The organism is Pseudomonas fluorescens (assembly GCF_041354075.1).
In the GTDB taxonomy this organism is placed as follows: domain Bacteria; phylum Pseudomonadota; class Gammaproteobacteria; order Pseudomonadales; family Pseudomonadaceae; genus Aquipseudomonas; species Aquipseudomonas fluorescens_CE.
The window spans coordinates 1-24,513 of the sequence record NZ_JARZGC010000038.1 but is presented as its reverse complement, the minus strand read 5'-3'; the positions used below and the strand labels follow the sequence as shown (position 1 = coordinate 24,513).

Here is a 24,513-nt window from a genome sequence, read left to right as displayed (position 1 = left end):
CGTAACTCGTTGTTTACCAAGGAGTTTTCCGTTTCGACTGCGCCGGAAGTGGGGCGAATTATAGACGTCCAGAATCTCCCGTCAACACCTATTTTCATATTTCTGTCACATGAGTCAAAAAAGCCCCAAAAGACGAAGGCCGAGCCCCCAGGGGGCTCGGCCTTCTGACCTTCTACTTACAAACTGGGGAACGCGAACTGCGACGCTTCATGGCTCGCACGCTGCGGCCAGCGCTGGGTGATGGCCTTGCGGCGGGTGTAGAAACGCACACCGTCCGGACCGTAGGCATGCAGATCGCCGAACAGCGAACGCTTCCAGCCACCAAAGCTGTGATAGGCCACAGGCACTGGCAATGGCACGTTGACGCCGACCATGCCGACTTCGATCTCATCGCAGAACAACCGCGCCGCTTCACCGTCACGGGTGAAGATGCAGGTGCCGTTGCCATATTCGTGATCGTTGATCAGTTGCATCGCTTCTTCCAGGCTGTTCACCCGAACGACACACAGCACCGGCCCGAAGATCTCTTCCTTATAGATGCGCATCTCTGGCGTGACGTTATCGAACAGGCAGCCACCCAGGAAGAAGCCTTCCTCATGCCCGGCCACACTCAGACCACGACCATCCACCACCAGCTTCGCGCCGGCCGCAACACCGTCTTCCACATACCCGCTGACCTTGTCGCGGGCCTGCCCGGTGACCAGTGGCCCCATGTCCAGACCGCAGGAAGTGCCCGCGCCGATTTTCAGGGCCTTGATCTGTGGCACCAACTTGGCCACCAGCGCATCCGCCACCTGGTCGCCCACACACACGGCCACCGAGATCGCCATGCAGCGCTCGCCGCACGAACCGTAAGCCGCGCCCATCAATGCGCTGACGGCGTTATCCAGATCCGCATCCGGCATCAGCACCGCATGGTTCTTCGCCCCCCCCAACGCCTGGACACGTTTGCCGCGCTTGGTGCCTTCGGCATAGATGTACTCGGCAATCGGTGTCGAGCCGACAAAGCTAAGCGCCTTCACTTCCGGCGCTTCGATCAGTGCATCCACGGCAGCCTTGTCACCGTGCACTACGTTCAGCACACCTTTGGGCAGACCCGCTTCCAGCAGCAGCTGGGCGATCAGCAGTGTCGAACTGGGATCACGCTCGGAGGGTTTGAGGATGAAGCAGTTGCCGCACACGATGGCCAGCGGGTACATCCACAACGGGACCATCGCCGGAAAGTTGAACGGCGTAATACCCGCCACCACGCCCAACGGCTGGAAGTCCGACCAGGCGTCGATGTTCGGCCCGACGTTGCGGCTGTACTCGCCCTTGAGTATTTCCGGCGCCGCGCAGGCGAACTCGACGTTCTCGATACCGCGCTTCAGTTCACCGGCGGCGTCCTCCAGGGTCTTGCCGTGTTCTTCGCTGATCAGTTGAGCGATGCGCGCTTCATTCTGTTCCAGCAGTTGCTTGAAGCGGAACATCACCTGCGCACGCTTGGCCGGCGGTGTATTACGCCAGGCCGGGAACGCCGCCTTGGCCGAATCGATGGCTTTTTGAATGGTGTCCTGGCTGGCCAATGGCAGCTTGTGGATCGCCTGACCGGTCGACGGGTTGAACACGTCGGCGGTGCGACCCCCTTCGGTCACCAGTTCGCCATTGATCAAATGCGGAATTACGCTCATGCGGGGCTCCTGAAAAATCGTTCACGGGCGCCCGGCTGAGGGCGCCTCTATATAGAAGGGGAAATCAGTCGATCTTGTTCAGCACTTCACCGACCGCGTCGAACAGGCGATCGAGGTCTTGTGGTTTGCTGTTGAAGGTTGGGCCGAACTGCAGGGTGTCGCCGCCGAAGCGCACGTAGAACCCTGCTTTCCACAGCGCCATGCCCGCTTCAAAAGGGCGCACGATGGCGTCGCCATCACGCGGTGCAATCTGGATCGCACCGGCCAGGCCAAAGTTACGAATGTCGATGATGTTCTTCGCGCCCTTCACGCCGTGCAGCGCCTTTTCGAAATGCGGCGCGACGTCGGCTACGCTCTGCACCAGGTTTTCCTTTTGCAGCAGGTCGAGGGCTGCCAGGCCAGCGGCACAGGCCACCGGGTGTGCGGAGTAGGTATAGCCGTGGGGAAATTCCACGGCGTACTCCGGTGTCGCCTGGTTCATGAAGGTCTGGTAGATCTCGGAGCTGGCAATGACTGCACCCATCGGGATCGCGCCGTTGGTGACCTGCTTGGCGATGCACATCAGGTCCGGGGTCACGCCAAAGGTGGTGGCGCCGAACATGGTGCCGGTACGGCCGAAACCGGTGATCACTTCGTCGAACACCAGCAGGATGTTGTGTTGGTCGCAGATTTCGCGCAGACGCTTGAGGTAGCCTTCAGGCGGAACCAGCACGCCAGCGGAACCGGCCATTGGCTCGACGAAGACTGCGGCGATGTTCGACGCGTCATGCAATTCGATCAGTTTGAGCAACTCATCCGCCAGGGCGATACCGCCCTCTTTCGGCATGCCACGGGAGTAGGCATTGCTTGCCAGCAAGGTGTGCGGCAGGTGATCGACATCCATCATCGCCTGACCGAAGAGCTTGCGGTTGCCGTTCACGCCACCCAGGCTGGTGCCGGCGATGTTCACGCCGTGGTAACCACGGGCGCGACCGATCATTTTGGTCTTGGTCGACTGACCTTTCAGCCGCCAGTAGGCACGGACCATCTTCACCGCAGTATCGGCACACTCGGAGCCCGAGTCGGTGAAGAACACATGATTGAGATTGCCCGGGGTCAGGTCGGTGATTTTCTCGGCCAGCTGGAACGACAGCGGATGGCCGTACTGGAAGCCCGGCGAGTAATCGAGGGTACCCAATTGCTTGGCCACCGCCTCCTGGATTTCCTTGCGGGTGTGCCCTGCCCCGCAGGTCCACAGACCGGACAGCGAGTCGTAGACCTGGCGCCCCTTGTCGTCCGTGAGCCAGCTACCTTCGGCCGCCACGATCAGTCGCGGGTCGCGCTGGAAATTGCGGTTGGCGGTATAGGGCATCCAGTGAGCATCGAGCTTGAGCTGGCTGGCCAGGGAAGTCGGTGCGTTCTCGGGCAAATTCATGGGCAAAACCTCGCAGGGCAATAAGCGGCGTGGAGATGAAAGCGTTCTTGCAGCTAAGTTGCCACGGGGATAAAGTCGATGAAATCCAACTTTTATAATGTTCAGTCAGCCAATCACTAAACTTTGAGCAATCAGCGCATGAGCAGTCGTCGCCCCGATCCACTGGCACAAGTCAGCGACTTTGATATCCGCCTGCTACGGATTTTTCGCAGCGTGGTGGAATGCGGCGGTTTTTCCGCAGCGGAATCGGTGCTGGGCATCGGACGCTCGGCAATCAGCCAGCAGATGAGCGATCTGGAGCAGCGCCTCGGCCTGCGCCTGTGCCAACGCGGTCGAGCCGGATTTTCCCTGACCGAGGAAGGTCGCGAGGTCTACCAGTCAGCCTTGCAGCTGTTGAGTGCCCTGGAAAGTTTCCGCACCGAGGTCAACGGCCTGCACCAGCACCTGCGCGGCGAATTGATCATCGGCCTGACCGACAACCTCGTCACCCTGCCCCACATGCGCATCACTCACGCCCTGGCACAATTGAAGGAGCGCGGGCCGGACGTGCAGATCCAGATACGCATGATTGCACCCAACGAAGTCGAACAGGGTGTACTCGACGGACGCCTGCATGTCGGTGTGGTGCCCCAGGCCAGTGCGCTGTCGGGGCTTGAGTATCAACCGCTCTACAGTGAACGCTCCCTGTTGTACTGCGCGGTGGGTCACCCGTTGTTCTATGTCGATGACCGACAACTGGACGATGAACGCCTCAACAGTCAGGACGCGATTGCCCCGACGTTCCGTTTACCTGCGGACATCCAGGCCCATTACCAGGCCCTCAATTGCACGGCCAGCGCTTCCGACCGCGAAGGCATGGCGTTCCTGATCCTCACCGGACGCTACATCGGCTATCTGCCGGATCACTACGCCAGCCTTTGGGTTCAGCAAGGCCGCTTGCGCGCGCTGAAACCCCAGGCACGCTTCTACGACCTGAGCCTGGCCTCCGTCACCCGCAAGGGCCGCCGCGCGCATCTGGTGCTGGAAAGTTTTCTGGAAAGCCTGGCCGCCACGCGCTAGCTTCGCGAGGTTTTATTGCCTCGGGACTTGTCGTAGCCCCTGCGGGTGCGCTATCAACGCAATGCTCGCACCCACCCCTCTGACCGGAAGTGCCCATGACCCTTGAAGTTCCCGCTCACAGCGGCAAACCTGCCAGCCGCATTCGTCAGAAGAACGAAGAGACCATCATCAAAGCCGCCGAAGACGAGTTCGCCCGCCATGGCTTCAAGGGCACGAGCATGAACACCATTGCCCTGAACGCCGGTTTGCCCAAAGCCAACCTGCATTACTACTTCACCAACAAGCTGGGGTTGTATGTGGCGGTGTTGAGCAACATCCTGCAACTGTGGGACAGCACCTTCAACAGCCTCACCGCCGAGGACGATCCGGCCGAAGCGCTGACCCGCTACATCCGCGCCAAAATGGAATTCTCCCGCCGCCAGCCACAAGCCTCGCGCATCTTCGCCATGGAAGTCATCAGCGGCGGCGAATGCCTGACCGAGTATTTCAACCAGGATTACCGCGACTGGTTCCAGGGCCGTGCAGCGGTGTTCCAGGCTTGGATCGATGCCGGCAAAATGGACCCGATCGATCCGGTCAACCTGATCTTCCTGTTGTGGGGCAGCACTCAGCATTACGCGGATTTCGCCACGCAGATCTGTCGGGTCAGTGGTCGCGCCAAGTTGACCAAACAAGACATGGAAGAAGCTGGCGACAACCTGATCCGCATCATTCTCAAGGGCTGCGGCCTGACCCCGACCATTTAAGACACTTATGCCCTTTACTCTCAGCGACTTTTGCGAATACCGCGAAGAGATTCGCAAAAGCCGCTTCATTACCCTCGCCGCACCGGTGGGCAGTCCCGCCGAAGCTCAGGCGTTCATCGACCAGCACAGCGACCTGAATGCCACGCACAACTGCTGGGCCTGGAAGCTCGGCGATCAATATCGCAGCACCGATGACGGTGAACCGGGCGGTACCGCCGGTCGACCGATTCTGGCGGCGATCGAGGCACAGGATTGCGAACAGGTCGTGGTGCTGGTGATCCGCTGGTACGGCGGCATTCAGCTCGGCACTGGCGGCCTCGCCCGGGCCTACGGCGGCGGCGCCAACAAATGCCTGCAGGCGGCGCCGAAAGTCGAGTTGATCAGCCGCGTCCCCGTGAGCTGCGCCTGCGGATTCGCAGAGTTGACGCTGGTGAAACTTCGGGTAGCGGATCTGGGCGGCCTGGTGACGGGGGAAACCTTCACCGCAAATGGGGTCGAGTTACAACTGGCGATTGGCGAAGCGCAGATCGAGACATTGCAAAAACAGCTCGCGGACCTGAGTCGCGGGCGCATCCTGTTGCATCGCTGACGCACCGTGAGTCACCTGGAACATTGCCCACATCGACTGTGCACCTGGCTGTGGATAACCTGAGCACATACCGCTGTAACCCTTCTGTCATGCGGCTTTGCGGGCATTGTTCATTTTTCGCTCAATCTTCCTCCCATGGGCTGAAAATGGCCTTGAAACAATCAGTTAGGGCGTTTTATCACCTTTAGAAGAAAGCAGATCGGTACTTATGCCCGCGTTTCATGCTTGCGCACAAATACTGTGGAGCAACCTGTGGATAACCCGTTCATGGCTGGCGCGGTTCTTTACCCGGCATGGGTTGCACGGGGTTGATCGTTTTTTGATCAGGCTTTACGGCTGGCTGCCAGAACGCATTGCGAGCAGGCTCGCTCCCACAGCAGCGGGCTTCAGCGCTCGGACCGGCAACACTTGAGCCACGCCCCAGGCCAATTCGAACACCAGGATCACCACCAGCAACGAACTGGCCCCGTGCAGCAAGGCATACAATTGCCAGGACGCGAACAGAAACCGGCCGACCGCGTCATATCGCCCAAACACCACCTGCGGATCACGAATCCGCAGCACCGCCCACACGCAAACGATCGACCCCAGCAGATTGGCCATCAGCATGTGCAGCGGCGCGAACACTGGCAATTCGCCGGGCAACGCATAGGCCTGGCTCACATTCGACAAAATGCCCTGCAAGGCGGCAAAGCTCCACGGCGTGACAAACGCTGCCGTCACGATCAAGTCATACCAGGCGCTTGCGCGCACCAGGCGGCGATACTGCGTTGAAGTCCACATCCTTATTGCTCCATCGATTCAAGGAGCAACCAGGCTAAAGCCTGGAGTATGCTCCAGGGTCAAGCCCCCTTTCGAGAGGTCAGGATGCGCATCGGTGAATTAGCCCAGGCCAGCGCGGTCAGCCGTGACACGCTGCGCTTCTACGAGCAACGCGGTTTGATCGTCGCGCAACGCAGCGCCAACGGCTATCGCGATTATCCGGCGGAAATGCTCCAACTGGTGCTGTACATCAAGACCGCTCAACGCCTGGGGTTTACCCTTGGCGAGATCGGCAAGAGCGTCGCCGCGTTGTGGCAGTCGCCCGACCCGGCCAGTGCCGTCACGCAGTTGCTGCAAGACAAACTGAAACTGATTGAAAACCGAATGGACGAACTCGGCGCCTTGCGCAGCGAGTTGCAACGTCGGCTCGGCCAGCGTTGTCCATTGAATCCATGAACGTCACTTTTCAAGGAACCCTGTATGTCCAAGGTTAAAACCGCACTCATCATCGGCGCCTCTCGCGGCCTCGGCCTGGGCCTGGTGAAAACCTTGCTGGCCGACGGTTGGCAAGTCACCGCCACCGTGCGTAACCCGCAGAAAGCCGAGGCCTTGCAGGCATTGAGCAAGGTCCGGATCGAAAAACTCGACATGGATGATCAACAGGCGGTCATTGCGTTGAGCCAGCAACTCAAGGGCGAAGTGTTTGACCTGCTGTTCGTCAATGCCGGGGTCAAGGGGCCTGAAGTGCAGACGCCGGGCGGCGCGACGCTGGCAGAGGTGGGCCAGCTGTTTTTCACCAATGCCGTGGCGCCGATCAACCTGGCGCAGCGCTTCGCCGGGCAGATTCGTCCCGAGACCGGGGTGCTGGCCTTCATGAGTTCGGTACTCGGCAGCGTGACCATGCCCGATGCGCCAGAACTGGCGCTGTACAAGGCGAGCAAGGCAGCACTGAACTCCATGACCAACAGCTTCGTCACGCAACTGGGCGAGCAGAAACTCACGGTGCTGTCATTGCACCCGGGCTGGGTGAAAACCGACATGGGCGGTGAAGGCGCCGATCTCGATGTTGAAACCAGCACCCGTGGGCTGGTGGATCAGGTGAAGGCCTATACCGGCAAGGGCGGGCATCACTTCGTGAACTACAAGGGTGAAGTCATTCCCTGGTAACTCCACCATTTTTCTGTGGGAGCGGGCTTGCTCGCGAAAGCGAAGTGTCATTCAACATTTATGGCGACTGATACTCCGCTTTCGCGAGCAAGCCCGCTCCCACGAGATCAATTGCACAGATAGTCATGTGTCGCCAGGTCGCAACGGGCTTGCCCACCCAGCGGTTTTGTTCGACACTCCGTACCTCGCCCCCGCGGCGTCCCTGGATCAGCAGACAGGGTAATCACTGAGCTGGCTAACCTGAACCCACTTTCAGAGGAGCCGGCCAACATGCCTGCGACCCGTACCTGGTTAAAAAATCCCCTTTCGATCTTCACTGCCAATGGCCTCGATGCCCGTGGCGGTCTGGTGGTGCAAAACGGTGTCATCGTCGAAATGCTCGCCAGCGGGCAACAACCGTCTGCGCCCTGTGGACAAGTGTTCGACGCCCGCGAGCATGTGATCCTGCCCGGCCTGATCAATACCCATCACCATTTCTATCAAACCCTGACCCGCGCCTGGGCACCGGTGGTCAATCAGCCGCTGTTCCCGTGGCTGAAGACCCTCTACCCGGTCTGGGCGCGGCTCACCCCGGAAAAACTCGCCCTGGCCAGCAAGGTCGCATTGGCCGAACTGCTGCTGTCCGGTTGCACCACCGCCGCCGATCATCATTACCTGTTCCCGCAGGGCCTGGAAAACGCCATCGACGTGCAGGTCGAGAGCGTCCGCGAGCTGGGCATGCGCGCCATGCTGACGCGCGGCTCGATGAGTCTCGGTGAAAAGGACGGCGGCTTGCCGCCACAGCAGACCGTGCAGGAAGGCGAAGTCATCCTCGAGGACAGTCGGCGCCTGATCGCCGAGTACCATGAACGCGGCGATGGCGCGCAAATCCAGATCGCCCTGGCGCCTTGCTCGCCGTTTTCGGTGACCCCGCAGATCATGTCCGCCAGTGCCGAGCTGGCCAATACCCTCGACGTGCGCCTGCACACTCACCTGGCGGAAACCCTCGACGAAGAAGACTTCTGCCTGCAGCGCTTCGGCCTGCGCACTGTGGATTACCTGGACAGCGTCGGCTGGCTCGGACCGCGTACCTGGCTGGCCCATGGCATCCATTTCAATCCGGACGAAATCGCCCGTCTCGGCGCGGCCGGCATCGGCATCTGTCATTGCCCGAGCTCGAACATGCGCCTGGCGTCCGGCATCTGCCCGACGCTGGAACTGACGGCGGCAGGCGCACCGCTGGGGCTGGGCGTGGACGGTTCGGCCTCCAACGATGCGTCGAACATGATGCTCGAAGCCCGCCAGGCGCTCTACATCCAGCGCCTGCGTTACGGCGCGCAAGCGATCACTCCGGAGTTGGTGCTGGGGTGGGCGACCAAGGGCTCGGCGAGTTTGCTCGGGCGTAGCGACATCGGCGAGCTGGCGGTGGGCAAGCAGGCGGACCTGGCGCTGTTCAAGCTTGATGAGTTGCGCTTCTCCGGCAGCCACGACCCATTGTCGGCGCTGCTGCTGTGCGGCGCCGATCGCGCGGACCGGGTGATGATCGGCGGAGCGTGGCGGGTGATCGACGGCCAGGTCGAGGGGCTGGACCTCAAAGGGTTGATCGCCGATCACAGTCAGGCGGCCCGGCAGTTGATCGCCGGGGCCTGATTCGCCGCACTACCTGTGGGAGCGAGCCTGCTCGCGATGGTGTTGCCAGGCACAGACTGTCGAACAGTCTGCCACCCTTCGCGAGCAAGCTCGCTCCTACAATGGTTTTGTGAAGGGTCACAGGCCGATGATCGACAACATGATGAACGTGGCGAACAGGACAAAATGGGTCATGCCTTCGATGGCATTGGTTTCGCCATCGTTCAGGTTGATGGCGCTGACAATCAGGGTCAGGAAGATCATCACGGTCTGCACCGGAGTCATCGCCATCTGGAACGGCTGGCCGGTATAGAGCGCCATCGCCTCCATCACCGGCACCGTCAGGATCACCGTCGACAACGACGCCCCCATGGCGATGTTGACCACCGACTGCATGCGATTGGCCAGCGCCGCGCGCAACGCGGTCAAAATCTCGGGCGCAGCGGAAATCGCCGCCACCAGAATCGCAGTGATGACCGGCGGCGCGCCCGTGCCTTCGAGACCCAAGTCGAGAGTCTTGGACATCACCTCGGCCAATGCGCCGATCACCACCACGCCAAACACCAGCGTGCCGATACTCAGCCCGAGATTGACCGGTTCTGGGGCTTCTGCGGGCACTTGCCTGCGGCGTTTTTCCGGGTAGCTGTAGCTGAAAAAATAGCTGTGCGGCCCGACCTGCATGCGCAGGAACAAGGTGTAGAGCACGACCATCGCACCGATGGTGAACGCCGAATAGATTTTCCACTTCGCCTCGGGAATGAACTCCGGCACCACCATGGACACCCCCATGGCGGTGAGGATCATCACGCTGTAGCTGCGCGCCGAGTCATCGTTGTAGGACTGCTCACCATGCTTGATCCCGCCCATCAACGCGGCGAGGCCGAGGATGCCGTTGATGTCGAGCATCACGGCGGAGTAAATGGTGTCGCGCACCAATGTCGGTGACGCTTCGTTGCTCATCATGATCGCCAGAATCACCACTTCGACCAACACCGCCGCCAGCGTCAGGATCATCGTGCCGTAGGGATCGCCGACTTTCTCCGCGAGCAGTTCGGCGTGATGGGCAACGCGCATGGAGGCGGCGACGATGAATGCGATCAGGATCAGGCCGGCCAGCAGCGCGATCGCCTGACCGCTGTGCAGCATCCAGTGCTCCAGTGGATAGGCGACGAATGCAGCGACCAGGGCCAATAGCAGGAATCGTTCTTGCTTGAGAAATGTGAGCATGCCGGGCCTTTGTGCCAAGTGGAGCGAAATCGCTGCGATGAGCTACTGACTGCGCCGTCGCGCTAACGTTTCGTTACACCTTAGCCCACGAATGCCTGTGCATTTTCGTGCGGCCCCGATGGCATGAATGAACCGCCCGGTCAGGTTTTATCAATTATTAACGCCAGCATCTGTAGAATGCCGCCATTGCACCTGATGAGATTTCAACAATGTACGATTGGCTGAACGCCCTGCCCAAGGCAGAACTGCACCTGCACCTTGAGGGCTCGCTGGAGCCCGAGCTGCTGTTCGCCCTGGCCGAACGCAACCGGATTGCCCTGCCCTGGAGCGATGTCGAAACCCTGCGCAAGGCCTATGCCTTCAACAACCTGCAGGAGTTTCTCGACCTGTACTACCGGGGCGCCGACGTCCTGCGCACCTCGCAGGACTTCTACGACCTGACCTGGGCTTACCTGCTGCGGTGCAAGGCGCAGAACGTGGTTCATACCGAACCCTTCTTCGACCCGCAGACCCATACCGACCGTGGCATTGCCTTCGAAGTGGTGCTCAACGGCATCGCCGCCGCACTGAAAGACGGCGAGCAACAACTGGGCATCACCAGCGGCTTGATCCTGAGTTTCCTGCGCCATCTGAGTGAAGACGAAGCCCAGAAAACCCTGGATCAGGCGCTGCCGTTCCGCGATGCGTTCGTCGCCGTCGGCCTCGACAGCTCGGAAATGGGCCATCCGCCGAGCAAGTTCCAGCGCGTGTTCGACCGTGCCCGCGACGAAGGTTTCCTGACCGTCGCCCATGCCGGTGAAGAAGGCCCGCCGGAGTACATCTGGGAAGCCATCGACCTGTTGAAAATCCAGCGCATCGACCATGGCGTGCGCGCCATCGAAGACGAGCGCCTGATGCAGCGGATCATCGACGAGCAGATCCCGCTGACCGTGTGCCCGCTGTCCAACACCAAGCTGTGCGTGTTCGATCACATGTCCCAGCACAACATCCTCGACATGCTCGAGCGTGGCGTGAAGGTCACTGTGAACTCGGATGACCCGGCGTACTTCGGCGGTTACGTGACCGAGAACTTCCACGCGCTGTACACCGATCTGGGCATGACCCAGGACCAGGCCAAACGCCTGGCGCAAAACAGCCTGGACGCCCGGTTGGTCAAACCGTAAGCAGGTAGGGGAACGGGCCTGCCGTTCCCGCCTTGCGCCTACAACGCCATTTCCAGTTCGGTTTCCTTGGCGAAGCGGTGGATTTCGCGCTGCCCTGCCGAGGTGATGTGCAAGGCACGGGAATCGTTTGGCAGGCTCAGCCACCCGGACTGCATGAACAGCTGCAACAGCGCCGCCCCCAGTGAGCCGCCCATGTGCGGACGTCTTTCGCTCCAGTCGGGACAGGCGCAGGCCGCCTTGCTGGTGCTGTACGCCAACGCCTGGACGAACACCCCGCGGCTCGCCAGTTGCGTCGCGCCCTTGTGAGTGATCGACACCCGATGATCGAACTGTTCGATCCAGCCCGCGTCCAGCAGGCGCTGGTAGAGATCGGCGGCCAGCGTGCCGCCCAGATGATCGTCGCAGAGCCGGGCGCGCAATAACGAAGAAGGCGCCGCCTGGCGTATCGGGATAGGCGGTGTGTTGCGTTTGAACACTTCGGGAATGTCCCGAGGGGTGCTGGCAATCGTGGCACTGGCCAGCGCTTCGATCGCAGCGCCGACTTCGGGCGCGGCCAGGCGGAAGAACCGCTTGCGACCACGGGTTTCGACCTTCAACAGACCCCCGGCGGACAATCGCCCCAGGTGCGCACTGGCCGAGGACGGCGACAGGCGGGCCAGCAATGCCAGCTCTTCGGTCTGTCGCGCCGCGCCGTCCATCAAGGCCCACATCATTGCGCTGCGCTTTGGGTCAGACAGCAACGTGGCAATCTGGCTGATGCAAGGTGCATGTTCCATGTATTCACTCCCTGTTGAATCGTTTCGTCTACTGCTCAGAGATATCTTGACCAGTAATGTGTCGTCGGCCAAGACGTGGAAACCGCCATAAACCGGGCAGAGCCATCCACTCACCCCAGTCACGGCTTCGCAGACCTTGCAAAGACCGGTGATTGACCGCAGAGCCGAGTGGCTCGGACGCGGACTCGCCATGGCAAGCTCGACGCTGCGCACATGAGGCGGCGCTAGTATAAGCGGGTTGACCGCCGGTTCCTGCCCCCCGGAAACCATTGGTGGTGATTGATCCTGAGAGAAATTTCGCTATTTTCCGGCGACTAATGATCAGCCCCCGCCAACCCGGGAAATTGACCGCCCAAACGAGTACATCGGCTGGCAAGCATTTCCCGCAGAAGGTTCACCGGCTTACTCAATTGTGCGCGATGGGCGCACAGCAGATTCAGCGGTGCACGCTCACAAAGCAGCTCCGGCATCAGCACTTTCAGTCGACCTGCCAACACATCGGCGGCCACATCGAGCCAGGACTTGTAGGCGATCCCCGCGCCCGACAGCGCCCACAAGCGCACCACATCGGCATCGTCGCTGAAGCGGTCACCGCTGACCGTCAGGCTGACCTCACGCTTGCCGTCGTGGAAACTCCAATGGTCGTGCACCCGGCTGCCGAGCATGTAAAGCAGGCAATTGTGCTGCGCCAGTTGCTCGAGTTGGCGCGGCTCGCCATGCCGGGCCAGGTAACTCGGCGCGGCACACAACACACGTCGGTTCTGCGGGGCGATGGGCAGCGCCACCAGGCTCGAATCTTCCGGTTCGCCGTAACGCAGGGCGATGTCCACGGGCTGGCGAAACAGGTCGGCGATGCGATCGCCCAACAGCAGACGCACGGTGAGTTTCGGGTGCTCGCGCTGAAACTCGTCGAGCCAGGGCAGCAGCAGGTTGCGCCCGAAATCCGACGGGGCCGACAACTGCAGCACCCCGCTGACCTGATCCTGGCCACGGGCCAGCAAGCGCCGGCCTTCGTCCAGGTTGCCCAGCGCGGCCCGGGCATACTCGAGGAACCCTTCGCCCTCGGCGGTCAGGCGCAGGCTGCGTGTGGATCGAGCCAGCAACCGGGCGCCAAGTTGCTGCTCGATGCGCTTCAATGCGGCGCTGGCCACCGCCGCCGACATGTCCATACCCCGCGCGGCCGCCGACAGGCTGCCCAGGTCCGCTGCGCGGACAAACAGCTGCAGGTCATCGAAACGCAACATGGCTCAGCCCCATTATCAAAAATCCATTGAAAGAGACTGCTCTTTTAGCGGGTTTTATCTTGCAGAGAAATAGCCAATCATCTGCCCCATCGTCATCAACCCTGCTCACGGAGCCGAACATGTCGCAGCCCTTCACCGCCATTGCCACGCTGATCGCCAAAGCCGGTCAACAGGACGCCCTCGAACGACACTTGCGTGCGCTGCTGGAACCGACCCGCGCCGAAGCCGGCTGTGGCCAATACGACCTGCATCAGGACCTGGCCAACCCGCTGGCCTTCTACATGATCGAACAATGGAGCAGCGACGAAGCGCTGCAGGCCCATGACGCCAGCGCGCACATCCAGCATTTTCGCGCCTCGGCCGGCGAGCTGATCGAACACTTCGACCTCAAGCGCCTGCGCGCCCTGGTTTGACCCTTCTTTTTACTACTGCTCAGGAATCCCTCATGAAAGCCATCGCCTACTACGCCTCGTTGCCGATCAGCGACGAAAAATCCCTGCAGGACATCGAATTGCCAGAACCGGTCGCCGGCCCGCGCGATTTGCTGGTCGAAGTCAAAGCCATCTCGGTCAATCCCGTGGACACCAAGGTCCGCCAGAACGTCCAGCCTGAAGGTGGTGCGCCCAAAGTGCTGGGCTGGGACGTTGCCGGTGTGGTCAAGGCGGTCGGCAGCGAAGTGACCTTGTTCAAGGCCGGCGACAAGGTCTTCTACGCCGGCTCCATCGCCCGATCTGGCGGCAACAGCGAATTGCACGTGGTGGACGAGCGCATCGTCGGCCACATGCCCAAGACCCTGGGTTTTGCCGAAGCCGCCGCCCTGCCACTGACCGCCATCACGGCGTGGGAATTGCTTTTCGAACGCCTGCAAGTGCGCGAAGGCAATACCGATGAAGGCCAGAGCCTGCTGATCGTCGGCGCCGCCGGCGGCGTGGGTTCGATCCTGACGCAACTGGCCAGCCAACTGACCGGGCTGAAGGTGATCGGCACGGCTTCGCGACCGCAGACCCAGAGCTGGGTCCGTGAACTGGGTGCCGAGCTGGTGATCGATCACAGCCAGCCGCTGAGCGAAGCCTTGAAAAACGCAGGCGTGAACCATGTCACCCATGTTGCCAGCCTGACCCAGACCGATCAGCACCTGGACCAGTTGGTCGAAGCGCTGGCACCGCAGGGCAAGCTCGCATTGATCGATGACCCGAAAGCGCTGGACGTGACCAAGCTCAAGCGCAAGAGCCTGTCGCTGCACTGGGAGTTCATGTACACCCGTTCGCTGTTCGAAACCCCTGACATGATCGAGCAACACAAACTGCTCAACCGGGTTGCCGGGCTGATCGACGCCGGCACCTTGAAAACCACGGTCGGCGAGCACTTCGGGACCATCAATGCGGCCAACCTGCGACGCGCCCACGCGCTGCTGGAAAGCGGAAAATCCAAGGGCAAGATCGTACTCGAAGGCTTCTGAAATACGCTGTAACACGCGTCGCCCGCCGGGGCGACGCCGTCAGTCCGAAGGGTTGATCGCGGTCATGGTTTTGCTTGCAGGGGGGTCTACAATCGTGACCTCTGCGATGCAATCTTTTAACCGAGGAGGTCAGCAATGAAGATCCTGATAAAAGAATTGGCACACTCACAGTGGCAGGTCCGCCTGGACCAACTCGCCGTGACATTCCGCACCGAAGCTGAAGCCCGCGCCTTCACCCGCACCCTCGAAGCGCGCTTGCACGCCCCTCACCCGATGCCCGTTCAGCAACACCGCGCTGCAGGCTGAGGGCCGCCCTCAGACCTGGGCTTGCGCCAAGGCCCGGGCATTTTGCAGGCGACGGGTGAACATCGCCGCAGTCACCACCAGAATCGCGCAAAGGCTGATGACCATGGCCATCGGCACCGCGCTGCCGTCGTACAAGATGCCCACCAGCGATGCAGCCCCGGCGGCGACGCTGAATTGCAGGCAACCGAGCATCGCCGACGCACTGCCAGCGCGCGCGCCCTGGCCGGTCATGGCGCAGGCCGACGCATTGGGCAGAATGCAGCCAAGGCTGGAGATGCAGATGAACAGCGGCACCAGCAACGGCCACAACTGCTCGGTGTGCAGCGAGCTGACAGCCAGCAGCGTCAGGCCAGCCGCCAGGTAAATCCACACCGTGCGCACCAGCAGAAACGCTGGCCCACGCTTGGCCAGCAGCCGCGCGTTGATCTGCGCCACCAGGATGAAACCCGCCGCGTTGGCGCCGAACAACCAGCCGAAGTGTTCGGCCGGCACCCCGTAGAGCTTGATGAAAACGAATGGCGACCCGGCGATGTAGGCAAACATCCCGGCGATGGCGATGCCGCCGGTCAGGGCGTGGCCCAGGTAAACCGGATCCTTGAGCAGGCGCCCGTACTGGCGCAGCGCGCCGGACAGCGGCTGACGCGGCAGGTGCGCGGGCATGCTTTCCGGCAACCCCAGCGCCACGGCCAGCCCCGCCAACGCACTGAAACCGGTCAAGGCAAGAAAAATCGATTGCCAACCCGTGGTATTGACCAGCAATCCGCCGAGCATCGGCGCAAGAATCGGTGCCAGGCCCATGACCAGCATCAGTTGGGAAAAGACCTTGGCCGAGCCCACCGCATCGCACTTGTCACTGACCACCGCCCGGGAGATCACCATGCCGGCGCAACCACCCAATGCCTGGACGAAGCGCGCGCCCATCAGCCATTCCAGGCTCGGTGCATAGGCGCACGCCAGGGAGGCGGCGGTGAACAGGCCGACCCCGGCCAGCAACGGCACACGTCTCCCGAATCGATCCGCCACCGGGCCGTACGCCAGTTGGCCGATGGACAGCCCCAGGAAATAAGCGGCCAGCGTCAGTTGAACATGCTGTTCATCGGTACCGAACGCCAGCGCCATCGCCGGAAAGGCCGGCAGGTAGAAATCGATCGCAAGCGGCCCAAAAGCGCTCAGGGCGCCGAGTATCAAAATGGTACGGAAGTTCATCAGGCATCCAGTGGGACAGAGGTCAGCAAGCCCGACAGTCTAGCCGTGCCTGCGCGCCTTGAACATTCCGATAGCTCGCTAACTATTAAAAACCTGCTGGATGGCTCCCATAGGGCGCCGTGTCGGGGTTTCAGGCGACCTTCACTTCATAGCCTTCTTCACTGATTGCGGCGATCACTTGATCGACGGTCAATGCGCTTTCGACGCCCACTTCCTTCGCCGCCAGGTCGACACGCACGCTGGCAGCGGGATCCTTCGCCTGCAGCGCCTGGGTAATGGCCTTGACGCAGTGGCCGCAAGACATGCCTTGAACGTTGAACACTTGCATGCAATGACTCCTTTTGATGAGGTTATGCACAGTCTCGACCTTTCCACCGTGGCAAGGTCAAGTTCCGGGATTCGCTGCCGGGCTGGCAATCGGCGTCGCGCTCGGCCAAGCTGCGCGTATCAATGATTTCATCTGAGGAGATTCAGCCCATGCGCTGGTCAGCTTTCAGCCTGTTTGGCTTGCTCAGCCTGTTCGCCGCCGTGCCCTCGGCCAATGCTGCCGGTGAGGATTACGGCGTCCTGATCATTTCCCGCGAGCGCCTGGAAGTGTCGACCAGTTGCGAAATCGGCGTGTACCTGCAGGATCAACTCTCGGCGCGGCTGTTCCAGGAACAGAGCACCTCGTTCAACCTGCCGCCGGGCGATGTCTCGCTGCGCCTCAAACTGCTGCCAGGCCAGGCGCCGGGTTGCAACCCCGGAATGCTCGCACCGGGCTCGCAGGTCATCACGCTCAAGGCCGGTGACGTGTTGAAGTACCGGATCGCCATGACCCAGGAAGGCATGTACCTGAAGCGGGCATCCCTGGATTATTGACGCCGCATTTGATCTGGAACATGGCGCTTGACCTTGCCCGCATGGCAAGGTTGATCCTGTAGGCATCTTCTACAGGGAGCGCGACCGATGTCCGAATCCATCACTTTCGACCTGCCGATTGCCGGCATGACCTGCGCCAGTTGCGCCGGGCGTGTCGAGCGTGCCTTGAGCAAAGTCATTGGCGCCACGGCAGTCAGCGTCAACCTGGCCACCGAACAGGCACGAGTCCAGGCGCCGGGCGACAGCCTGCCGGCACTGGTGGAGGCCGTGGCACAAGCAGGCTACAGCGTGCCGCAGCACAGTCTGGAACTGAGCATCGACGGCATGACCTGCGCCTCCTGCGTAGGTCGGGTCGAACGGGCGCTGGGCAAGGTGCCGGGGGTCAAAAGCGTCAGCGTCAACCTGGCCAACGAACGCGCCCACCTCGAATTGCTTGGACAGGTCGCCCCGCAAACCCTGATCGATGCGGTGACCCGCGCCGGCTACACCGCCAGCGTCTGGCAGGCCGAACATCCGCAGACCGACACCCAACAACAGCGCCTGCACCGTGAGCGCTGGGCGTTGATCCTGGCGATCGCCCTGGCCCTGCCGCTGGTGTTGCCGATGCTCCTGCAACCCTTCGGTGTGCACTGGATGTTGCCGGCGTGGGTGCAGTTTGCATTGGCTACCCCGGTGCAATTCATCCTCGGCGCGCGCTTTTATGTGGCGGCGTGGAAAGCTGTGCGGGCCGGTGCGGGCAACATGGACCTGCTGGTCGCCCTCGGCACCAGCGCCGGCTACGGCCTGAGCCTCCATGAGTGGGCCACCGCTGCCGGGCGCATGCCGCACCTGTATTTCGAAGCGTCCGCCGTGGTGATCGCCCTGGTGCTGCTGGGCAAATACCTGGAAAGCCGCGCCAAGCGCCAGACCGCCAGCGCCATACGCGCCCTCGAAGCGCTGCGCCCGGAGCGCGCCGTCCAGGTGATCGACGGCCGTGAACAGGAGGTCGCCATCAGCACCTTGCGCCTCGATGACCTGGTGCTGGTCAAACCCGGTGAGCGCTTTGCGGTGGACGGTGAAGTGGTCGAGGGCCAGAGCCATGCTGATGAAGCACTGATCAGCGGTGAGAGCCTGCCAGTCCCGAAACAACCCGGCGACAAGGTGACCGGCGGCGCCATCAATGGCGAAGGCCGATTGCTGGTGCGCACCCAGGCATTGGGCGCGGAAACCGTACTGGCGCGCATCATCCGCCTGGTGGAGGACGCCCAGGCGGCGAAAGCGCCGATCCAGAAACTGGTGGATAAAGTCAGCCAGGTGTTCGTGCCGACAGTGCTGCTGCTCGCGCTGGCAACCCTGGTGGGCTGGTGGCTGTACGGTGCGCCGATGGAAACCGCGCTGATCAACGCCGTCGCGGTGCTGGTGATCGCCTGCCCTTGTGCCCTGGGCCTGGCCACACCGACCGCGATCATGGCCGGCATCGGCGTGGCGGCGCGTCACGGGATTCTGATCAAGGATGCCGAAGCCCTGGAACGTGCCCATGAAGTCAGCGCGGTGGTGTTCGACAAAACCGGCACCCTGACGTCCGGCACTCCGCGCATCGCTCACATGACCGCCGTTGACGCGGACGAAGCCGCCCTGCTGCAAATGGCGGGCGCCCTGCAACGCGGCAGCGAACACCCCCTGGCCAGGGCGGTACTGGACGCCTGTGCCGAACGCGGCTTGACCGTGGCGGACGTCAACGACAGCCAGTCGCTGACCGGACGCGGCATCGCCGGCACCCTTGAGGGGCGTCGGCTGGCGCTGGGCAATCGGCGCTTGCTGGAAGAAAACGGCTTGAGTGCGGGACCGTTGGCAGACTCTGCCAGTGCCTGGGAAAACCAGGGCCGGACCCTGTCCTGGCTCATTGCGCAAACCCCACAACCGCAGGTGCTGGGCCTGTTCGCGTTCGGCGACACCCTCAAGCCCGGTGCACTGCAGGCAGTGCAACGACTCGCCAGCCGCCAGATCAGCAGCCACCTGCTGACCGGTGACAACCGTGGCAGCGCCAGAGTGGTGGCCGAAGCGCTCGGCATCGAGGATGTCCACGCCGAGGTGCTGCCGGCCGATAAAGCCGCAACCGTCGCCGCCCTGAAAAAAACCGGGGTGGTGGCCATGGTCGGCGATGGCATCAACGACGCCCCGGCCCTGGCCGCCGCCGACATCGGCATTGCCATGGGCGGCGGCACTGACGTCGCCATGCACGCGGCCGGGATTACGCTGATGCGCGGCGATCCGCGCCTGGTGCCGGCGGCGCTGGAAATCAGCCGCAAGACCTACGCGAAGATCCGCCAGAACCTGTTCTGGGCCTTCGTCTATAACCTGATCGGCATTCCCCTGGCCGCGTTTGGCCTGCTCAACCCGGTGCTGGCCGGCGCGGCGATGGCCCTGTCGAGCGTCAGCGTCGTCAGCAACGCGCTACTGTTGAAAACCTGGAAACCCAAAGACCTGGAGGACGACCGATGAACATCGGCCAAGCAGCCCGTCAAAGTGGCCTGAGCGCGAAGATGATCCGCTATTACGAGTCCATCGGCTTGCTCAAGGCGGCCCATCGCACCGACAGCGGCTATCGGTTGTACGGCGATGACGACTTGCACACGCTGGCGTTCATCAAGCGCTCGCGGGATCTGGGGTTTTCCCTGGAGGAGGTGGGCAAGTTGCTGGCCCTGTGGCAGGACCGCGAGCGTGCCAGCGCCGACGTCAAGGCGCTGGCACGCCAGCACATCGATGAACTGGAGCAGAAGATCCGCGAGCTGGGGCAGCTGCGCGACACCTTGCAGGACCTGGTGGAGCATTGTCAGGGCGACCACCGGCCGGACTGCCCGATCCTGAAGAATCTGGCGTCGGGGTGTTGTGCCTGAACCACGCCCACAAAAAAACCGGCCGCGGCCGGTTTTTTGTTTTACCCCATCACTGCATCCACGGAGGCGGCGGCTCTTCGCTTTTGTTCGGCGGCGCGTCGTCTGCGGCAAGGGCCGCTTGCCGGCGTTCTTCGTCACGGCGCGCCGCTTCGATTTCACGCATCACCCCGCCGACATCGGCCAGCTCTTCGGAATCGGCGAACTCGCCGGTCAGGACACTGCCCGGGTGCAAGGTACCGGCCTCATACAAGGCCCACATCTCCTTGGCGTAGCGGGTCTTTTTCAGCTCCGGGGCGAACCGCCCGAAGTAGGACGCCATGTTGCCCACGTCCCGCTCCAGCATGCTGAAGGCGTGGTTGTTGCCCGCCGCGTCTACCGCTTGCGGCAGGTCGATGATGACCGGGCCGGTGGGTGTCAGCAGCACGTTGAACTCGGACAGGTCGCCGTGCACCAGACCGGTACACAACATCAGCACGATCTGCGAAATCAGGAACGCGTGATATTCGCGCGCCTGGTCCGGCTCCAGCACCACGTCGTTCAGGCGTGGCGCGGCATCGCCGTACTCGTCGGCCACCAGCTCCATGAGCAGCACGCCCTCGAGGAAGTCATAGGGCTTGGGCACCCGCACACCGGCATTGGCCAGGCGGAACAGCGCCGCCACTTCAGCGTTCTGCCAGGCGTCCTCGGCCTCCTTGCGACCGAACTTGGAGCCCTTGGCCATGGCCCGGGCCTGCCGGCTGTTGCGCACCTTGCGGCCTTCCTGATACTCGGCCGCCTGACGAAAACTGCGTTTGTTCGCCTCCTTGTAGACCTTCGCGCAACGCAGCTGATTGCCGCAGCGCACCACATACACCGCTGCTTCTTTACCACTCATGAGTGGGCGCAGCACCTCGTCGACCAGACCGTCCTCGATCAGGGGTTCAATGCGTTTTGGAGTCTTCATCAGCTTTTATTGTGGGTCCTTTATTACCAAACACGCGAAAGTCATTCGTTATACGGCAATCCTTTCCCGGGCGGGAGGGGTTGCCGACCTATGAACGTTCAAGATGCACACAATGTGCCGAAAAAACTGACAAATTCCGCCGATGTTCATCGACCGCCAAGGATCATAGCCGACCCCGCAGCACTCGTTGCAGCAGGGGCGCGCAGGGCATGGTGATATCCGTCCGACAGTCCAGGCCAAACCTTTCGTAGGATTTTTTTCGACAGCCCTCAATTTCCAGCTCGGGCAGCCGAAGTGATCAGTAACAAAGTGAATTGTCCGACACTCGTCTCGATAGAAGACGACGGCTTCCCAGGATCGGGATCAACGACACCGTTTATGGCTGCCAATAATTCCGCGAGTCCTCTGCACTGCGTGGGTTACAAGAAAATATGGAGCGCGGATGAACATCAAACAGAAGTTGACGTGGGCGTTTGCAATCATCGCCTGCTTGCCCGTGGTACTGGTCGCCACCCTGGTGGTGCTGAACCTGCGCAGCGATGCCAAGGACGACTTCGTCGACGGCAGCGGCCGCGAGATTCGTCAGGTCAGCAACGCCATGCAGCTGTTTTTCGACGGCATCAGCCAGAACGTCGAGTACCTGGCCAACCAGCCGCTGGTCAAGACCGCCGACGCCAGCGTGAAGAGTCGTGTCAGCGCTGACGCTGCGCAGATCCCGGATACCGAGATCGACACCAAACTGTTTGATCTGTTTGCGGCCCTGGCCGCCAGCCATCCGGCCTACTCCTACGTGTCTTACGGCTTGGCCAGCGGTGGTTATGCGTTCTGGCCCGGCGACGCGAAAATGTCCAATTACGATCCGCGCATTCGCCCCTGGTACAAAACGGCAATGGCCAACCCGGGCAAGACCGTGCGCACCGAAGCCTATTACTGGGCGGGCGATGACGCCGTACTGGTGAGTACCGTGCGCGCCGTGGCCAACCAGTTGGGGGCCCAGGGTGGCGTGGTCAACATCGACGTCTCGCTCAAGCAGCTCACCGAAATCGTCAAGCAGATCAAACTGGGCGAAACCGGCTACCTGATGCTGCTGGAAAACAACGGCACCGTGCTGGTGGACCCGAAGCAGCCGGAACACAACTTCAAAGCCCTGGGCAGCCTGGGCGACGGTTACGCGCAACTGGCCAAGGCCGGCAAGGGCCTGGTGGAAGTCGAGCTCAACGGCGAGCGCTACATGGCCAACGTCTGGCCGTCGGAGCAATTGGGCTGGACCTTCATCGGCCTGATCAAGCAAAGCGAAGTGATGAGCTCGGCCACCCAACTGACCTGGTTGATCGCCATCATCGCCGCCGTGCTGGCCGTGGTCTTCGCCATCGTCGGCGCCAGTTTCGCCAGCCTCATCGTGCGTCCGATCCGTGGCGTGGCCAGCGGCCTGGAAGGCATTGCCCAGGGTGAAGGCGACCTGACCCAAAGCCTGCAAATCCGGGGTCGCGATGAAACCGCGCAACTGGCCAACTGGTTCAACCAGTTCCTGGCGGCGATTCGCAACCTGATCCAGAGCATCGGCGGGGCAGCGGGCAAGATCCTCGACACCTCCAAGAGCTCGACCCAGGTCTCCCACGACATGGCCGAAGCCGCCGGTCGCCAGCGCGAAGCCGTGGACATGGTGTCCACGGCGTTCCACGAAATGGTTGCTACCGCCAACGAAGTCGCGCGCTCCTGCAGCCAGGCCGCCGAGTCGGCCGACAGCGGTCAGCGTCAGGCCCGTGAAGGCCAGCAGCAGATCGATGCGGCCGTGAACAGCGTCGATCGCCTGAGCCAGGAGATCGAACAGTCGGCGCAGTCGATGCAGCAACTGGAGCGTGACAGCAACGACATCCAGTCGATTCTCGGGACGATCCGTTCGATCGCCGAACAGACCAACCTGCTGGCGCTGAACGCCGCCATCGAAGCCGCCCGGGCCGGTGAGCAAGGGCGCGGTTTCGCCGTGGTGGCCGATGAAGTGCGGGCGCTGGCCAAGCGCACCGCCGACTCCACGGCGGAAATCGACGGCCTGCTGGGCAACCTCGCCAAACGCACCAGCGAAGTGACCCAGCAGATGCACGCAAGCCTGGAAGTGTCGCAGCAGTCGGTAACACGCATCGGCGAGGCGCGCAGCAGCTTCGGCCAGATTCGCGAATCGGTGGACGTGATCCGCGACATGAACACCCAGATCGCCACGGCCGCGGAAGAGCAGCACCAGGTGGCCGAGGACATCAACCGCCACATCAGCCAGATTCATGGCGACGCGCAGTTGGTGGCGGATCTGGCGAACTCGGCGCGGCTGGATTCCCAGAGTTTGGCAGGGTTGTCGAGTGAACTGGACGGGTTGGTTCGACGCTTCAAGACCTGACATCCTCCCTGTGGGAGCGGGCTTGCCCGCGATTGCGGTGTGCCAGTCGATACGTGTGACAACTGACACTCTGCCTTCGCGGGCAAGCCCGCTCCCACAGGAGACAGCGCCGATCCTACTGGCGAAACAACTCCCCCGGCGTAAAGCCGAACAACCCCTTGAACGCCGCAATGAACGCTGACGTCGAGTCATAGCCGCAGGCCAGCGCGGTATCGGTCACGCTGCCGCCCTCCTCCAGCAGGCTCAACGACGACAGCAAGCGCATGCGCTGGCGCCAGCCACGGAAACTCAAGCCGGTTTCACGCTGGAAGAGGCGCATCAGCGTCTTCTGCGACGTCCCCAGACGCTGCGCCCACGCCTGCAATGTCACCTGATGCTCCGGCGTTTCGATCAACTCGTTGCACAGCGCCAACAATTGCTGGTGACGGGGCAGCGGCAGCGAGAAGCCGACTTCCGGCAGGCTCGCCAGTTGATCCAGTAACACACTGACCAGGCGTGCCTGCGGGCTGTCGCCCTGTGGGTACTCCACCGGCAACTGGCAAAAGCTCTTGATCAGCTCCCGCGCCAACGGTGTCACTTCCAGCACCCGACACCGGTTCTCGGCCCAGCGACAGTCTTCGCGCCGTACATAGAGGCTGCGCATTTCGGCGCGCATCGAGGTCACCACCTGATGCTCGAGACCTGCCGGTATCCAGATCCCCCACTGTGGCGGCGCGAAATAACTGCCTTCGGCAGTGTGCACGCCGAGAACGCCGCTGATCGCGTAGGAAAACTGCACCCAGTCGTGACGATGGGCGGGGGTCCATGAACCGGCGTTGAGGCTTTCGACCCGGGCGTACAGCGGGCGGGGCAAGGCGCCCAGCACAGGAATGGCGCGTTCCAGGGAACGCTGTCCGTTAGTCGCCATTCGGGGGCCTTGTGTTGCCAGGTGGATGATGCGTGGGACGGTAGGCCAAGTGCCCTTTCCAATCAACACCAACGATCACTGTGGGAGCGGGCTTGCTCGCGAATGCGGTGGTTCAGCGAAATCTGTTTAGCTGAACCACCG

The 24,513-nt window shown here is 62.0% G+C and carries 24 protein-coding genes and 1 pseudogene; 15 read left to right on the top strand and 10 right to left on the bottom strand.

Features of this window, described 5'->3' with window-relative positions:
* Positions 1-176: 176 nt before the first annotated feature.
* Positions 177-1,670, bottom strand: coding sequence for a CoA-acylating methylmalonate-semialdehyde dehydrogenase (locus QIW53_RS26745; protein WP_371052604.1), 1,494 nt, complete (start codon positions 1,668-1,670; stop codon positions 177-179).
* A 64-nt stretch (positions 1,671-1,734) separates the two neighbouring features.
* A complete protein-coding gene (locus tag QIW53_RS26740; protein WP_192307839.1) occupies positions 1,735-3,084 on the bottom strand; it encodes an aspartate aminotransferase family protein in 1,350 nt (449 codons plus the stop codon).
* A gap of 138 nt (positions 3,085-3,222) precedes the next feature.
* On the opposite strand from QIW53_RS26740, the gene QIW53_RS26735 reads away from it, so the two are divergent.
* The 3 genes from QIW53_RS26735 to QIW53_RS26725 all read left to right on the top strand — a co-directional run bounded on the left by QIW53_RS26735 (position 3,223) and on the right by QIW53_RS26725 (position 5,478).
* On the top strand, positions 3,223-4,143 hold the full coding sequence (locus QIW53_RS26735; RefSeq protein ID WP_371052603.1) for a LysR family transcriptional regulator: 921 nt from the start codon (positions 3,223-3,225) through the stop codon (positions 4,141-4,143).
* Positions 4,144-4,238: 95 nt separating this feature from the next.
* The gene (locus QIW53_RS26730; protein ID WP_371052602.1) at positions 4,239-4,889 is read left to right on the top strand and encodes a TetR/AcrR family transcriptional regulator; all 651 of its coding nucleotides are present in this window, start codon (positions 4,239-4,241) and stop codon (positions 4,887-4,889) included.
* 7 nt (positions 4,890-4,896) lie between these two features.
* Positions 4,897-5,478 carry an IMPACT family protein gene (locus tag QIW53_RS26725; protein ID WP_371052601.1) on the top strand — a complete coding sequence of 194 codons (582 nt, stop codon included), beginning with the start codon at positions 4,897-4,899 and terminating at the stop codon, positions 5,476-5,478.
* 330 nt (positions 5,479-5,808) lie between these two features.
* Here the strand turns inward: QIW53_RS26725 and QIW53_RS26720 are convergent, their stop codons facing one another.
* Complete coding sequence (locus QIW53_RS26720; RefSeq protein WP_192307835.1) at positions 5,809-6,261, bottom strand: hypothetical protein; 453 nt, start codon at positions 6,259-6,261, stop codon at positions 5,809-5,811.
* An 84-nt stretch (positions 6,262-6,345) separates the two neighbouring features.
* Here QIW53_RS26720 and QIW53_RS26715 point away from each other — a divergent pair, with 84 nt between their 5' ends.
* The 3 genes from QIW53_RS26715 to QIW53_RS26705 all read left to right on the top strand — a co-directional run bounded on the left by QIW53_RS26715 (position 6,346) and on the right by QIW53_RS26705 (position 9,036).
* Positions 6,346-6,696: a MerR family transcriptional regulator gene (locus QIW53_RS26715; protein ID WP_371052600.1), complete on the top strand. Its 351-nt coding sequence runs from the start codon at positions 6,346-6,348 to the stop codon at positions 6,694-6,696.
* Between the two features lie 24 nt (positions 6,697-6,720).
* On the top strand, positions 6,721-7,407 hold the full coding sequence (locus QIW53_RS26710; protein WP_371052599.1) for an SDR family oxidoreductase: 687 nt from the start codon (positions 6,721-6,723) through the stop codon (positions 7,405-7,407).
* Positions 7,408-7,677: 270 nt separating this feature from the next.
* Positions 7,678-9,036, top strand: coding sequence for an 8-oxoguanine deaminase (locus QIW53_RS26705; protein WP_371052598.1), 1,359 nt, complete (start codon positions 7,678-7,680; stop codon positions 9,034-9,036).
* A gap of 117 nt (positions 9,037-9,153) precedes the next feature.
* Here the strand turns inward: QIW53_RS26705 and QIW53_RS26700 are convergent, their stop codons facing one another.
* Entirely contained in the window at positions 9,154-10,242 is a 1,089-nt protein-coding gene (locus tag QIW53_RS26700) for a calcium:proton antiporter (protein ID WP_371052597.1), read from the bottom strand.
* Positions 10,243-10,451: 209 nt separating this feature from the next.
* Here QIW53_RS26700 and QIW53_RS26695 point away from each other — a divergent pair, with 209 nt between their 5' ends.
* Positions 10,452-11,405, top strand: a complete 954-nt coding sequence (locus QIW53_RS26695) for an adenosine deaminase (RefSeq protein ID WP_371052596.1) — start codon at positions 10,452-10,454, stop codon at positions 11,403-11,405.
* Between the two features lie 38 nt (positions 11,406-11,443).
* On the opposite strand, the gene QIW53_RS26690 is transcribed toward QIW53_RS26695, so the two are convergent.
* Positions 11,444-12,181 (bottom strand): ArsR/SmtB family transcription factor, encoded by a 738-nt coding sequence (locus QIW53_RS26690; protein WP_371052595.1) that lies wholly within the window; start codon positions 12,179-12,181, stop codon positions 11,444-11,446.
* Positions 12,182-12,495: 314 nt separating this feature from the next.
* A complete protein-coding gene (locus QIW53_RS26685) occupies positions 12,496-13,425 on the bottom strand; it encodes a LysR family transcriptional regulator (RefSeq protein ID WP_192307829.1) in 930 nt (309 codons plus the stop codon).
* A 119-nt stretch (positions 13,426-13,544) separates the two neighbouring features.
* On the opposite strand from QIW53_RS26685, the gene QIW53_RS26680 reads away from it, so the two are divergent.
* The 3 genes from QIW53_RS26680 to QIW53_RS26670 all read left to right on the top strand — a co-directional run bounded on the left by QIW53_RS26680 (position 13,545) and on the right by QIW53_RS26670 (position 15,190).
* Complete coding sequence (locus QIW53_RS26680) at positions 13,545-13,838, top strand: putative quinol monooxygenase (RefSeq protein ID WP_371052594.1); 294 nt, start codon at positions 13,545-13,547, stop codon at positions 13,836-13,838.
* 32 nt (positions 13,839-13,870) lie between these two features.
* Positions 13,871-14,884, top strand: a complete 1,014-nt coding sequence (locus QIW53_RS26675) for a zinc-binding alcohol dehydrogenase family protein (RefSeq protein ID WP_371052593.1) — start codon at positions 13,871-13,873, stop codon at positions 14,882-14,884.
* Positions 14,885-15,019: 135 nt separating this feature from the next.
* Entirely contained in the window at positions 15,020-15,190 is a 171-nt protein-coding gene (locus QIW53_RS26670; RefSeq protein ID WP_371052592.1) for a hypothetical protein, read from the top strand.
* 9 nt (positions 15,191-15,199) lie between these two features.
* On the opposite strand, the gene QIW53_RS26665 is transcribed toward QIW53_RS26670, so the two are convergent.
* Positions 15,200-16,396, bottom strand: a complete 1,197-nt coding sequence (locus tag QIW53_RS26665; protein WP_371052591.1) for a multidrug effflux MFS transporter — start codon at positions 16,394-16,396, stop codon at positions 15,200-15,202.
* 130 nt (positions 16,397-16,526) lie between these two features.
* A complete protein-coding gene (locus QIW53_RS26660; protein WP_192307824.1) occupies positions 16,527-16,724 on the bottom strand; it encodes a cation transporter in 198 nt (65 codons plus the stop codon).
* A gap of 149 nt (positions 16,725-16,873) precedes the next feature.
* Between QIW53_RS26660 and QIW53_RS26655 the strand changes: the two genes are divergently transcribed.
* The 3 genes from QIW53_RS26655 to cueR all read left to right on the top strand — a co-directional run bounded on the left by QIW53_RS26655 (position 16,874) and on the right by cueR (position 20,133).
* Positions 16,874-17,257 (top strand): hypothetical protein, encoded by a 384-nt coding sequence (locus tag QIW53_RS26655; RefSeq protein WP_371052590.1) that lies wholly within the window; start codon positions 16,874-16,876, stop codon positions 17,255-17,257.
* Between the two features lie 87 nt (positions 17,258-17,344).
* Positions 17,345-19,738: a heavy metal translocating P-type ATPase gene (locus tag QIW53_RS26650; RefSeq protein ID WP_371052589.1), complete on the top strand. Its 2,394-nt coding sequence runs from the start codon at positions 17,345-17,347 to the stop codon at positions 19,736-19,738.
* On the top strand, positions 19,735-20,133 hold the full coding sequence (gene cueR, locus QIW53_RS26645) for a Cu(I)-responsive transcriptional regulator (protein ID WP_371052588.1): 399 nt from the start codon (positions 19,735-19,737) through the stop codon (positions 20,131-20,133). Before QIW53_RS26650 ends, cueR begins: the two co-directional genes overlap by 4 nt.
* Positions 20,134-20,182: 49 nt before the next feature.
* Here cueR and QIW53_RS26640 read toward each other — a convergent pair whose 3' ends face one another.
* Positions 20,183-21,076, bottom strand: a complete 894-nt coding sequence (locus QIW53_RS26640; protein WP_371052587.1) for a PA4780 family RIO1-like protein kinase — start codon at positions 21,074-21,076, stop codon at positions 20,183-20,185.
* A 442-nt stretch (positions 21,077-21,518) separates the two neighbouring features.
* On the opposite strand from QIW53_RS26640, the pseudogene QIW53_RS26635 reads away from it, so the two are divergent.
* Positions 21,519-22,607: pseudogene (locus QIW53_RS26635) on the top strand (cache domain-containing sensor histidine kinase); the annotation flags it as partial.
* Between the two features lie 90 nt (positions 22,608-22,697).
* The gene (locus tag QIW53_RS26630; protein WP_371052605.1) at positions 22,698-23,465 is read left to right on the top strand and encodes a methyl-accepting chemotaxis protein; all 768 of its coding nucleotides are present in this window, start codon (positions 22,698-22,700) and stop codon (positions 23,463-23,465) included.
* Between the two features lie 115 nt (positions 23,466-23,580).
* Here the strand turns inward: QIW53_RS26630 and QIW53_RS26625 are convergent, their stop codons facing one another.
* Entirely contained in the window at positions 23,581-24,372 is a 792-nt protein-coding gene (locus QIW53_RS26625; protein ID WP_371052586.1) for an AraC family transcriptional regulator, read from the bottom strand.
* Positions 24,373-24,513: the final 141 nt, after the last annotated feature.

What these genes read in the sequence shown, in the direction of transcription:
- QIW53_RS26675 (WP_371052593.1), top strand. Translation starts at nt 13,871, where the DNA reads ATGAAAGCCATCGCCTACTACGCCTCGTTGCCGATCAGCGACGAAAAA.
- QIW53_RS26730 (WP_371052602.1), top strand. Translation starts at nt 4,239, where the DNA reads ATGACCCTTGAAGTTCCCGCTCACAGCGGCAAACCTGCCAGCCGCATT.
- QIW53_RS26710 (WP_371052599.1), top strand. Translation starts at nt 6,721, where the DNA reads ATGTCCAAGGTTAAAACCGCACTCATCATCGGCGCCTCTCGCGGCCTC.
- QIW53_RS26650 (WP_371052589.1), top strand. Translation starts at nt 17,345, where the DNA reads ATGTCCGAATCCATCACTTTCGACCTGCCGATTGCCGGCATGACCTGC.
- QIW53_RS26715 (WP_371052600.1), top strand. Translation starts at nt 6,346, where the DNA reads ATGCGCATCGGTGAATTAGCCCAGGCCAGCGCGGTCAGCCGTGACACG.
- QIW53_RS26670 (WP_371052592.1), top strand. Translation starts at nt 15,020, where the DNA reads ATGAAGATCCTGATAAAAGAATTGGCACACTCACAGTGGCAGGTCCGC.
- QIW53_RS26725 (WP_371052601.1), top strand. Translation starts at nt 4,897, where the DNA reads ATGCCCTTTACTCTCAGCGACTTTTGCGAATACCGCGAAGAGATTCGC.
- QIW53_RS26700 (WP_371052597.1), bottom strand. Translation starts at nt 10,242, where the DNA reads ATGCTCACATTTCTCAAGCAAGAACGATTCCTGCTATTGGCCCTGGTC.
- QIW53_RS26640 (WP_371052587.1), bottom strand. Translation starts at nt 21,076, where the DNA reads ATGAAGACTCCAAAACGCATTGAACCCCTGATCGAGGACGGTCTGGTC.
- QIW53_RS26625 (WP_371052586.1), bottom strand. Translation starts at nt 24,372, where the DNA reads ATGGCGACTAACGGACAGCGTTCCCTGGAACGCGCCATTCCTGTGCTG.
- cueR (WP_371052588.1), top strand. Translation starts at nt 19,735, where the DNA reads ATGAACATCGGCCAAGCAGCCCGTCAAAGTGGCCTGAGCGCGAAGATG.
- QIW53_RS26665 (WP_371052591.1), bottom strand. Translation starts at nt 16,396, where the DNA reads ATGAACTTCCGTACCATTTTGATACTCGGCGCCCTGAGCGCTTTTGGG.
- QIW53_RS26695 (WP_371052596.1), top strand. Translation starts at nt 10,452, where the DNA reads ATGTACGATTGGCTGAACGCCCTGCCCAAGGCAGAACTGCACCTGCAC.
- QIW53_RS26735 (WP_371052603.1), top strand. Translation starts at nt 3,223, where the DNA reads ATGAGCAGTCGTCGCCCCGATCCACTGGCACAAGTCAGCGACTTTGAT.
- QIW53_RS26705 (WP_371052598.1), top strand. Translation starts at nt 7,678, where the DNA reads ATGCCTGCGACCCGTACCTGGTTAAAAAATCCCCTTTCGATCTTCACT.
- QIW53_RS26740 (WP_192307839.1), bottom strand. Translation starts at nt 3,084, where the DNA reads ATGAATTTGCCCGAGAACGCACCGACTTCCCTGGCCAGCCAGCTCAAG.
- QIW53_RS26680 (WP_371052594.1), top strand. Translation starts at nt 13,545, where the DNA reads ATGTCGCAGCCCTTCACCGCCATTGCCACGCTGATCGCCAAAGCCGGT.
- QIW53_RS26655 (WP_371052590.1), top strand. Translation starts at nt 16,874, where the DNA reads ATGCGCTGGTCAGCTTTCAGCCTGTTTGGCTTGCTCAGCCTGTTCGCC.
- QIW53_RS26660 (WP_192307824.1), bottom strand. Translation starts at nt 16,724, where the DNA reads ATGCAAGTGTTCAACGTTCAAGGCATGTCTTGCGGCCACTGCGTCAAG.
- QIW53_RS26720 (WP_192307835.1), bottom strand. Translation starts at nt 6,261, where the DNA reads ATGTGGACTTCAACGCAGTATCGCCGCCTGGTGCGCGCAAGCGCCTGG.
- QIW53_RS26745 (WP_371052604.1), bottom strand. Translation starts at nt 1,670, where the DNA reads ATGAGCGTAATTCCGCATTTGATCAATGGCGAACTGGTGACCGAAGGG.
- QIW53_RS26685 (WP_192307829.1), bottom strand. Translation starts at nt 13,425, where the DNA reads ATGTTGCGTTTCGATGACCTGCAGCTGTTTGTCCGCGCAGCGGACCTG.
- QIW53_RS26690 (WP_371052595.1), bottom strand. Translation starts at nt 12,181, where the DNA reads ATGGAACATGCACCTTGCATCAGCCAGATTGCCACGTTGCTGTCTGAC.
- QIW53_RS26630 (WP_371052605.1), top strand. Translation starts at nt 22,698, where the DNA reads ATGGCCGAAGCCGCCGGTCGCCAGCGCGAAGCCGTGGACATGGTGTCC.